At 28.6% G+C, this 10,657-nt stretch carries 9 protein-coding genes; 4 read left to right on the top strand and 5 right to left on the bottom strand.

Annotated elements, in window-relative coordinates; translation table 11 throughout:
- The first annotated feature begins 208 nt into the window (after positions 1-208).
- Both galT and RH99_RS16100 read left to right on the top strand, forming a co-directional pair.
- Positions 209-1,699, top strand: coding sequence for a UDP-glucose--hexose-1-phosphate uridylyltransferase (galT, locus tag RH99_RS16105; RefSeq protein ID WP_010240627.1), 1,491 nt, complete (start codon positions 209-211; stop codon positions 1,697-1,699).
- A 299-nt stretch (positions 1,700-1,998) separates the two neighbouring features.
- Positions 1,999-2,988 (top strand): LacI family DNA-binding transcriptional regulator, encoded by a 990-nt coding sequence (locus RH99_RS16100; protein WP_010240625.1) that lies wholly within the window; start codon positions 1,999-2,001, stop codon positions 2,986-2,988.
- A gap of 184 nt (positions 2,989-3,172) precedes the next feature.
- On the opposite strand, the gene RH99_RS16095 is transcribed toward RH99_RS16100, so the two are convergent.
- Positions 3,173-4,582, bottom strand: coding sequence for a glycoside-pentoside-hexuronide (GPH):cation symporter (locus RH99_RS16095; protein WP_010240623.1), 1,410 nt, complete (start codon positions 4,580-4,582; stop codon positions 3,173-3,175).
- 84 nt (positions 4,583-4,666) lie between these two features.
- Positions 4,667-4,834: a hypothetical protein gene (locus RH99_RS19335; protein ID WP_162470902.1), complete on the bottom strand. Its 168-nt coding sequence runs from the start codon at positions 4,832-4,834 to the stop codon at positions 4,667-4,669.
- A 391-nt stretch (positions 4,835-5,225) separates the two neighbouring features.
- On the opposite strand from RH99_RS19335, the gene RH99_RS16090 reads away from it, so the two are divergent.
- Positions 5,226-6,389 carry a galactokinase gene (locus tag RH99_RS16090; protein WP_010240622.1) on the top strand — a complete coding sequence of 388 codons (1,164 nt, stop codon included), beginning with the start codon at positions 5,226-5,228 and terminating at the stop codon, positions 6,387-6,389.
- Between the two features lie 283 nt (positions 6,390-6,672).
- On the opposite strand, the gene RH99_RS16085 is transcribed toward RH99_RS16090, so the two are convergent.
- Positions 6,673-6,942, bottom strand: a complete 270-nt coding sequence (locus tag RH99_RS16085; protein ID WP_010240621.1) for a SemiSWEET transporter — start codon at positions 6,940-6,942, stop codon at positions 6,673-6,675.
- Between the two features lie 166 nt (positions 6,943-7,108).
- On the opposite strand from RH99_RS16085, the gene RH99_RS16080 reads away from it, so the two are divergent.
- A complete protein-coding gene (locus RH99_RS16080) occupies positions 7,109-7,945 on the top strand; it encodes an AraC family transcriptional regulator (RefSeq protein WP_010240620.1) in 837 nt (278 codons plus the stop codon).
- Positions 7,946-8,036: 91 nt separating this feature from the next.
- Here the strand turns inward: RH99_RS16080 and galE are convergent, their stop codons facing one another.
- Entirely contained in the window at positions 8,037-9,023 is a 987-nt protein-coding gene (gene galE, locus RH99_RS16075; protein WP_010240619.1) for a UDP-glucose 4-epimerase GalE, read from the bottom strand.
- 242 nt (positions 9,024-9,265) lie between these two features.
- Positions 9,266-10,294, bottom strand: coding sequence for a LacI family DNA-binding transcriptional regulator (locus tag RH99_RS16070; RefSeq protein ID WP_010240618.1), 1,029 nt, complete (start codon positions 10,292-10,294; stop codon positions 9,266-9,268).
- Positions 10,295-10,657 lie beyond the last annotated feature (363 nt).

Raw genomic sequence — 10,657 nt, 5'->3', positions numbered from 1 at the left:
ATTGTTGTTTTTGCTAAAGTAAAGGATTACATATGGGTTCTAAAAATATAATCTTGTAGAAAGTTATATAAAGCATTTTTCTATAGATGATAATATTAAATAGTGATTTTTATATATTTCTTTTAAAGGAATGGAAAACGCTTTCTATGATTGACTGAATGAAAAAGATGTAAGTAAAATTTTTAATTTCTTTTTAGGGGGAATATTAATGAATATATATCAAGTTATTCAAAAGTTAATTAATAAAGAAATAGACTTAAATCTTATTGATAAAGAAGATGAAATATATGTGAGAAATAAGATTATTGATCTTCTCGGTATAAATGATTTTATTTTAAAGGAATCGGTAAAAGGGGAAGATTATTCTATACCGGATCTTCTTGAAGAAATCATAGGTTATGCTTGTGAACATAAAATTATTGAAGATTTATTTTATGAAAAAGAAATTTTATCAAGTAAAATAATGGACTGTTTTATGTCAAAGCCTTCTACAATCAATAAAATTTTTTATGAAAAATTTAAAGATAATCCAGAAGTCGCAACAAATTACTTCTATGAATTGAGTAAAAACAATAACTATATTCAGACAAAGCAAATTGCTAGGAATATAAATTATAAGGCTGCTACTGAATATGGAGATTTGGATATAACTATAAATTTATCTAAGCCAGAAAAAAATCCTAAAGATATAGCTAGAGAAAAATTGGTTAAGAGTACAAACTATCCTAAATGTTTACTGTGTATTGAAAATGAGGGATATGCAGGTAAAGCAGGACATCCGGCAAGGTCTAACCATCGTATGATTCGCTTGAATTTATTAGATGAAAAGTGGAATTTTCAGTATTCTCCTTATGCATACTATAATGAGCATTGTATTGTACTCTCAAGCGAACATAGAGATATGAAAGTGGACAGAAATACATTCTCACGATTGCTAGAATTTGTAAAACAGTTTCCACATTATTTTGCAGGTTCTAATGCTGATTTGCCTATCGTAGGGGGATCAATTTTATCTCATGACCATTATCAGGGCGGAAGGTATGAATTTGCTATGGCAAAGGCAGAAGAGGAATATAAATTTAAATTGAATAAGTTTCCTAATATAAGTTTTGGTATTGTTAAATGGCCTATGTCTGTAATTAGAATAAAGGCTGAAAATACAGCAGCTATGATAGAGGCGGCGGATTATATATTAAATGAATGGAGGAAATACAGTGACCCATCAGTAGGTATTTATGCATATACAGAAAATGTACCCCATAATACTGTGACTCCAATTGCTAGAAAACGAAATGGTATATTTGAATTAGATATTGTACTTAGAAATAATCGTACAAGTAAGGAGCATCCACTGGGTATTTTCCATCCTCATGAGGACGTACAGCATATAAAAAAAGAAAATATAGGATTAATTGAAGTTATGGGTCTTGCAGTATTGCCGGCAAGGTTGAAGATTGAATTAAAGGAAGTTGAAAAATATCTGTTAAATATTGATAATAATATTTCACAGAACCACATAACCTGGGCTGAGTCACTTAAAGAAAAATATGAAGATAAAATTAATGAGGATAATGTTCAAGAAATTGTAAGAAAAGAAACGGCAGCTAAGTTTTTAAGAGTGCTTGAAGATGCTGGTGTATTTAAACGTAATCAAGAAGGATTAGATGCATTTAAGTGCTTTATAAATAGAATTTCTTAGATAACGCCAGTGAATTTTAAAAAGTTTTAGTAAAGAAGTTCATTACTAAAACTTTTTCTTTTTATTTTAGAGAATAATATATTTTTTAGTGTTTATATAGTAAAGTATTACGAAAATATTATGGGATTTTAAGTAAGTCTTGAAAAAAACATATTATATAGTATATATTAATTATAATAAGATAATCTATAAGGATTGTGTATAGTACATTTATCCGATGCTTAGACGTTGTGATAATAATTAAAATCAATTCGTTTGGCGTAAGTTATGCGATGTATAGTGAGGAAGTGGTTCTATATATGACTACTATAAAGGATATAGCTGAAGAAGTAGGAGTATCTATTTCTACAGTATCAAGAGTATTAAATTATGATGAAACATTATCTGTAAGTGATACCACCAAAAAGAAGGTTTTTGAAATAGCAGAGAAACTTTCCTATGAGAAACGTACAAATCGTAATACAGTGAACACAAAGGTGGCTTTAATACATTGGTATACAAGAGAAGAAGAATTAGATGATTTATATTATATGTCTATTCGATTGGGAATAGAAAAGCACTGCAAGCATTATAATTTGGGTGTAGTAGAGTTTTTTCAAAATAATTCAGATAAATTAAATAAAGAAAATATTCAAGGTATTATTGCAGTAGGTAAATTCAGTAAAGGTGAAATAAATATGTTTAAGGGAATAACGAAAAATATTGTGTTTGTAGATTATTCACCAGACGAAGATAATTTTGATTCTGTTGTGGTTAATTTTGAAAATGTGACAAAAAAAGTTATCGATTACTTTTTGAAAAAAGGACATGAAAATATTGGATACATTGGTGGAAGAGAAAGTTTTAAAGATGATAATCATCACATTGAAGATAGTAGAGAAATGACTTTTAAATCCTATTTGGCTAGTAAGAAGTTACTTAAAGAAGAAAATGTATATATAGGCAAGTTTTCAGTAAATGATGGTTATACACTGATGAAAAAGGCTATTGATGAAAGTGGAGATAATTTACCTACAGCTATTTTTGTAGGTAGTGATTCTATGGCACTGGGATGCTTAAAGGCTCTTGGAGAAGCAGAAATTTCTGTGCCAAAAAGTGTGAATATAATAGGAGTAAATGATATAAGCATTTCTAGATATTTCTCTCCGTCATTAAGCACAGTAAAGGTATACACGGAGCTTATGGGAGAAACAGCAGTAGACTTATTAATGGAAAGATTCAATGGTAGGAATATAAGCAAAAAAGTAGTAGTGTCCACTAAATTAAAGATAAGGCAAAGTAGTTTTTAATTATATATAATTTAATAATAGTCTAAGATACATCCTTATATTTAGGTTTACAAGGTTATCTTAGACTATTATTTTATATTTTTCTAATGGAAATTTAAGTTTATATTTATAATGTTATCCATAGAGTTCTTTTTTTACTTTAATTAAATGTATCCGGTTCCATACATAACACAAGATTGTGCTGCTACGATAAATTAGTTGTTTTTCCTAATGCCACCTCTAAATTTCTTACTATTTCAGCGTGTTTCTTCTCTGTTAATTTAATTTTACATAAGAAGATAACAGCTGAGATAATCATTAACGCTCCTGGCAAATAAAAAGAATACAGTTTAAATGTTGAAATACCTTTAACTGTTATATCACTTGCTTGTGCATTTCCAATCATACCACAGGTTACAGATATGAAACCTACGATACCATTTGATAAAGCACCTGCAACTTTATCTAGTAGTGGACGAAGAGATAAAGTTACTGCTTCGTTACGAACTCCATTTTTCCATTGCCCGTATTCTACTGAGTCACTGATTGTCATCAACACTGATAAGAAAATCAATTGATTTGGAAAATAGAAGAATACTAGACCGATAACAACTAATACTAAATTTGATGATGCTGTGTTAAATAATAAATAGGCAATTAATACTGATAAAATACCAAGTGCATAGACGTATTTTCTTGAAATAAATTTAGTGATAATTGGAAACAACGGAACAGATATAATACCACAAATTGAAGATACGATACCTACAATTGAGAAAGCTGTTATGTTACCGATTACATATTGAAAATAAAGCATTAATACGGCTGTTGTAGCTACATTGCCAATAGCAAACAAGAGATATGATAATGCTAACCACATTAATTGATCATTTTTACCAAGTGAAGTAAAGATATCTTTAATTGAAGTTTTTTCTTTTTGTTGACGTAAAATACTATTTTTTTCTCTTATGCCAAGAGCGGTAATCCAACTTGTAACACCGTAGATTAATGCGGCTATTACACCAAAAGCAAACCATCCGCTAGCTGCTTGCCCTGCGTGACCTGTAAACATTAAGGTAAAGAATGAAACGATAGGAACTACCGCTAATGTTGTTCCATTGGCTCCTAATGATGAAGCGAAACGAGCAATTGTTGCTATTTTTCCACGTTCTCTTGAATCTTCACTAAGTGCAGGAATCATTGACCAAAATGCTATATCTTTAAATGAATAGGCACAGTCTAAAATAATAAATACACTAATAAATACAATTGTAAATAAAGTTTGGTTACTTGTCGCTAGTCCAAAGAAGTTAGTAAATAGCATTGCTAGGCAAATTGCACTGATTGTTCCGCCAACACAAAGCCATGGACGGAATTTTCCCCATTTAGTTTTAGTGTTGTCGATAATACCACCAATAATTGGATCAAAGATAATTTCCACTAGTCGAATACCTACTACTAATGTGGTAACTAAAGCTATCATTTTAGCCTGAGTCGCCTTTGGAGCTCCTTCAAACATAGATTTTGTAACGAAAATCATGAAATATGTTGATAATGTCCCATAATAAATATCATGTCCGAATGCACCTAGTGCATATGAAATTTTTTGTTTCATTTTTGTTTTCCCCCTTTATATTTTTTGTTACTAAATTTTATGATTCTGATAATTCTCTTTGGTTAACTTTACATGTTTCTTCATCTAGGAATATCCTGTTTTAAATATCTTGGAACCAGGAACAAGAGTAAGTCTAGAAGTAACTTCCAAGACCATAACACTCATATTGCTGCTGTAAGCTTGAGCGCTCATACCTACAAAATTGGCAACACTAAAAAATGTTAATTTAAGTTTCTTAATTTTAGTAAACATTTACTAAAATTAAGAAAAGGTTTTCTATTGTTTATAATATCATTTTATCAAGTATTTTACAAAAGTGCAATAGTTTTCACAAAAACGTTTTCAAAATAATTTTAATCAAAGAAAAGTATATATATTAATTAGTGTAAATTATACTATTGAAATTACCAATGAAAATTAAAGATGATTTTTACTAAACAATAAAATGATTTTACTAAAATATTTCATGAAAACGTTTAAAAAAACTATTGCAAATATAAATTTAATTTGATAATATTAATATATAAGGATAGAAAAGGTTTTCTAAAATTGACTATTGCTTAGAGTGAGATTTTATTTCTCATTCTAAGTTTATATTAATTAACAGGTAAAAATTTTATATTATAATTTGGGGGCAAGTATTATGGAAATAAATGATTTGAAGAAAAAATTTGAAGAAATATATGGAGTTAAAAGTGAGTTTACTTTTTTTTCACCAGGAAGAGTTAACCTTATAGGAGAGCATATAGATTATAATGGAGGCTTTGTATTTCCATGTGCTTTAGATTTTGGAACCTATGCTCTTGTTAAAGTGAGAGATGATAATAAGCTGAATTTAGCATCTACAAATTTTGAATTAAGGATTGGTTCTGATTTAGATAATTTGAGCTATAAGGAAGAAGATGATTGGGCAAATTATCCTAAAGGTGTAATAAAGATAATGATTGATATGGGATATAAGGTAAAGGGTATGGATATAATCATAAGTGGTAATATACCTAATGGAGCAGGGTTATCTTCTTCAGCGTCTCTTGAAGTGCTAATTGGTGTAATTTTAAATAATTTATTTAATGAGGGTAAAATAGATAGAGTTGAATTAGTTAAGATAGCTCAAAAAGCTGAAAATGAGTTTGTAGGGGTTAACTGCGGAGTGATGGATCAATTTGCAGTTGGAATGGGTAAAAAAGATAAAGCTATTCTTTTAGACTGCAATAGCTTAAATTATAAATATGCAGATGTAAAGCTTTTAGATTATGCTATAGTAATAATGAATACTAATAAGAGAAGGGCTTTGAATGAATCTAAGTATAATGAAAGAAGGGCAGAATGTGAAGAAGCTTTAAAAATCATACAGAAGCAAAAAAACATTAAAAATTTGTGTGACTTAACACCAAAAGAGTTCGATAAGATAGAGTATTTATTTACTGATGAAAAAATCAAAGATAGAGCAAAGCATTCAGTATATGAAAATGATAGAGTTATAAGTGCTTTTGATAGTCTTAATAAAGGTGAATTAGAGGAATTTGGAAGACTTTTAATAGAGTCACATAATTCATTAAAAAATTTATATGAAGTTACAGGAAAAGAACTCGATTCATTAGTTGAAGAAGCTTTGAAGGCGGAAGGATGCATCGGAGCAAGAATGACTGGTGCTGGTTTTGGCGGCTGTGCTATAGCTTTAGTTCGGAAGGATAAAATAGATACATTTACAGAACAGGTAAAGAAAACTTACACAGAGAGAATTGGATACGAACCAAGTTTTTATTCCAGTGGAATAGGAGAGGGGACACATCAGATATTTGAATAAAAAGAGTAAGAATCTGATTAAAGATAAGAAGGTGTACGTTGACTGCAGGCAAGATTACAGATGGTTTATGAATTAATGATAAGTAATTTGAGCAGAAAAATTTAACATAGAGACTAAAATAGGAATAATATTCCCATATTGGTCTCTATGTTTTATATTTTAAATTACGGTAACTTTTTATAAAGTGAAATTTTTAGTTTTTATGATTATCAAATCTAATGTTTTTTGGAATTTCATAGCCATGCTTTTTCTTAATAAACAAAAATTATAATATTAGTTTTTCTCACTTTTCTTGAGAATTCTTCAGATTTAATATTTTATAGCTTAGTATAATAAATGCAAAAATAAATGTTACTATATTAGCAGCTATAAGGGATATGTCTTGTATATATAAACCGTAAAATATCCAAAACAATATACCTAGGGTAAACATGATATACATACCAAATGATATACTAGAAGTATCTTTTGTTTTTATGGTCTTTAACGCCTGCGGAATAAAAGAAGAGGTGGTTAATATTGCAGCAAGTATACCTAAAATTTTAAATGACATTTTTGATTTTATCCTTTCTAAATGAAATATTATTCATAACGTAAAAATTTCAAATTTAAATTTGAAATTAAACGTTATCATAAGTCTATTATATTTTTATTTTTAATAGATTTAAATAGGATGATGATAGATAAATATGGTAAAATGTTAGATAGTGGGGGATAAAATGGATACTTTTTTTAATAATAATAGAGATGGAATAGATTTGGTTGTCTATGAATGTGGAATGGAGAAATGTTCTTCTGGACATTATTATGGGCCTGCCATAAGAGATCATTTTCTAATTCATTATGTACTTAATGGAAAGGGTAAATTTCATGTAGATAATAATGTATATGATATACATAAGGGTCAAGGGTTTCTCATATGTCCAGATGTTGTTACATATTATGAAGCAGATTTTTCAGAACCTTGGGAATATGCATGGATTGGTTTCAGTGGAGTAAAAGCAGAATATTATTTGAAACAAGCAGCTTTGGATAGATATAATCCAATATTTACCAATAACAATAAATTCACAAAAGAGTGTTTATTCCAAATGATGGAGGTAAGACATTTACATTGGGCAAATGAAGTGCGATTACAAGGATTTTTATATATTCTTCTTTCAGAACTTATAGAGTCGGCAGAAAATCATAATTTTACAGGCTATGGGAATAAGGATGTTTATATTAAAAAATTTATTGAGTATGTAGAAAGAAATTATTCAAGACCTATAAATATTAAAAATGTAGCAGAGGAATATTTATGTTTAAATAGAAGCTATTTCAGTGATGTTTTCAAAAATCACTGTAAGCAATCTCCGCAGGAATTTATAATAAAATTTCGTATTAAGAAAGCTTGTGAGTTGATGAATAATTACGCCCTAAGTATTAGTGAAATATCTCATTCAGTAGGATATAATGACCCTTTAACATTTTCTAAAGTTTTTAAAAAAATAAAAGGATGTTGTCCTAAAGAGTACAGAATGAAAAACACTATCAAATCTATTGAAATTCAATAATTTGATAGTGTCAGTAATTTAGTATAAAGTATGTTAATACTTTCATACAGATATATTAATAATATTTGTACCATATATTTAGGCTAATAACTTATTTTTCATAACCATCCACATGATTTTTATGCCAGTTCCAAGCTGTATCAATTATTGTTTCAAGTGAATTGTACTGAGGTTTCCAGTCTAATTCTTCAATAGCTTTTTCAGAAGAAGCTATTAAAGTTGCAGGATCACCAGCACGTCTAGGCGCTACTTCTGCTTTGATCTCTACTCCAGTAACCTTTCTAGTAACATCAACTACTTCTTTAACAGAAAAACCTTTGCCGTTTCCTAAATTATAGATTCTACTATCCCCACCATTTTGTAGTCTTTTTAATGCTAAAAGGTGAGCTGCAGCTAAGTCAGATACATGTATGTAGTCTCTTACACAGGAACCATCAGCAGTATCGTAGTCATCTCCAAATATCATTATCTTTTCTCTTTTCTTTAGGGCTACTTGTAAAATTAATGGGATAAGGTGACTTTCTGGTCTGTGATCTTCTCCTATTTTACCGTTTGTATGAGCACCGGCTGCATTAAAGTATCTTAGTGCAGTATACTTTATTCCATAGGCTTTATCACACCATTTTAATATTTTTTCTACTGCAAGTTTTGATTCCCCATAAGGGTTAGTAGGAAAGGTCTTGTCCTGCTCCTGTATTGGTACATTTTCTGGTTCACCATAAGTAGCGGCAGTAGAAGAGAATACAATATATTTTACATTATGTTTTTGCATAACCTGTAAAAGATTTATTGTTGAACCAATATTATTATTAAAATATTTTAGTGGATTTTCTACACTTTCTCCAACCAAAGAATCCGCTGCAAAGTCTATAACTGCTTCTATTTTATTTTCAGTGAAAACCTTGCTAAGGAATTCTGTATCTCTTAAATCACCTACATAGAGCTTTCCACCTAAAAGTGAATCTTTGTGTCCTTTTTGAAGATTATCAACTATGATAACTTCCTTTTTATTTTCTAATAAATGAGCAACCATATGGCTGCCTATATATCCAGCGCCACCGCAAACTAAAATAGCCATAATAAAAAACCTCCTGAATTTATATTATATTTTTTATTGGGTAATTGGATGTTAGTAATTGCTATTTTCTTAAAGAGAAAGATAATAAACATTATTTTACCATTTTATATGAGTAAAAGATAAAAATAGCATGACTCTCAATAAATAAAATTGTTAAAGAAAACCTTTTCTATATATAATTTTAACATATTATTATTAATAATCAATAAATAAATTTAAAATATTTATTAAGAGGTTGATCTTTAAGGCAATATCTTAATACAACTATTTCTTATAATTAACTTAGTATTTAAGATTACCTTCTTTAAATTTTTATCTTTACTTCTTATTATATCCAAAATCATATTTGCTGCATTTTCACCTAAGGAACACATATTCTGATCTACAGTCGTAAGTTTTGGTTCAACTAGACTAGAAATGGATATGTTATCAAATCCGATAATAGAAACATCATTAGGTACATCATAGCCTGATCTTTTACAGGCATTCATAACTCCTAGTGCTATTAAATCATTGCAAGTAAAAAATGCTATTGGAAAGTTATCTTTATTGTCCTGAAGATTTTTATAAATAATATTCATAGTATTTTCAACAGTTTCATCGCTGTTTCCTTCACCAATATCAACAATTTTTCTACTTTTTATCAGTCCATTTTCTTTTAATATTTTTTTATAAACGTTTTCTTTTAAGTCATAGGAATTACTTTTTTCACCTCTTACAAATATTATGTTTTTATGACCTAAATCTATCAGATATTTCATTGCTTGCTGAGCTCCACTTACTTCATCATTCAAAACGAAGTTACATTTAATGTTTTTATTATATCCATTAATACATACTAAAGGAATCTCATTATTTATGCCTTCATAAAACCCACTTTTAATGTTTTCGGTTTTAGGATCAATAGAAATTATCCCATCAACTTGTCTTCCTAGTAATGACTTTATATATTTTACTTCATCTTCTGCTTTGTCATCTGTATCACAAAGATAAATTGAATATTCATTTGTTCTCAATATGTGTTCTATGCCTTTAATTACAGTAGGAAAGAAAAGGTTATTTATACTAGGAGCTATTACACCGATGGTTTTTGTATTTTGATGTACTAAAGATCTTGCTAATATATTGGGACTAAAGTTTAATTTCTTAATTGCTGCATCCACTCTTTTTTTAGTTTCAGCTTTAACTGGATAATTATTGTTTATAACTCTTGAAACTGTACTCATAGATACGTTTGCTTCTTTAGCTACATCTCTAATGTTAATTTTCATAATAATCCTCCTGTTAAATTTATGATGTATGTAGAACCTTTTTATTGGGCTTTATCATATTAAATTTAAAGTTCATATTTGTGTTATAAATATTATACTATTGATTATAAGTATAGTATAGTATTTTAACATATCATTATTGTTTTTATATTATGTTAAAATAAATGGATATATATAAGCAGTGAAGTACAGAATATTGTGTTAAAATTATATATAGTGGCTTATATATAAGAATTGTTATAATGAAATAAACTCATAAGTATTTTTGAGGAAGTGATAGATAATAGTATGTACAATAGATTAGTTATTTCCAAATTAGTTTGATATTTTTTATATATTGGCAATAAATAAAGGGTGAGTTCT

The organism is Clostridium arbusti SL206 (assembly GCF_000246895.1).
Taxonomy (GTDB): Bacteria; Bacillota; Clostridia; order Clostridiales; family Clostridiaceae; genus Clostridium_I; species Clostridium_I arbusti.
The sequence above is the reverse complement of the archived record's forward strand: the minus strand, read 5'-3'. Positions and strand labels throughout refer to the sequence as shown.

Excerpts from the sequence above, each read along its gene's own strand:
- RH99_RS16090 (WP_010240622.1), top strand. The coding sequence starts at position 5,226 with ATGGAAATAAATGATTTGAAGAAAAAATTTGAAGAAATATATGGAGTT.
- galE (WP_010240619.1), bottom strand. The coding sequence starts at position 9,023 with ATGGCTATTTTAGTTTGCGGTGGCGCTGGATATATAGGCAGCCATATG.
- galT (WP_010240627.1), top strand. The coding sequence starts at position 209 with ATGAATATATATCAAGTTATTCAAAAGTTAATTAATAAAGAAATAGAC.
- RH99_RS16070 (WP_010240618.1), bottom strand. The coding sequence starts at position 10,294 with ATGAAAATTAACATTAGAGATGTAGCTAAAGAAGCAAACGTATCTATG.
- RH99_RS16085 (WP_010240621.1), bottom strand. The coding sequence starts at position 6,942 with ATGTCATTTAAAATTTTAGGTATACTTGCTGCAATATTAACCACCTCT.
- RH99_RS16100 (WP_010240625.1), top strand. The coding sequence starts at position 1,999 with ATGACTACTATAAAGGATATAGCTGAAGAAGTAGGAGTATCTATTTCT.
- RH99_RS19335 (WP_162470902.1), bottom strand. The coding sequence starts at position 4,834 with ATGTTTACTAAAATTAAGAAACTTAAATTAACATTTTTTAGTGTTGCC.
- RH99_RS16080 (WP_010240620.1), top strand. The coding sequence starts at position 7,109 with ATGGATACTTTTTTTAATAATAATAGAGATGGAATAGATTTGGTTGTC.
- RH99_RS16095 (WP_010240623.1), bottom strand. The coding sequence starts at position 4,582 with ATGAAACAAAAAATTTCATATGCACTAGGTGCATTCGGACATGATATT.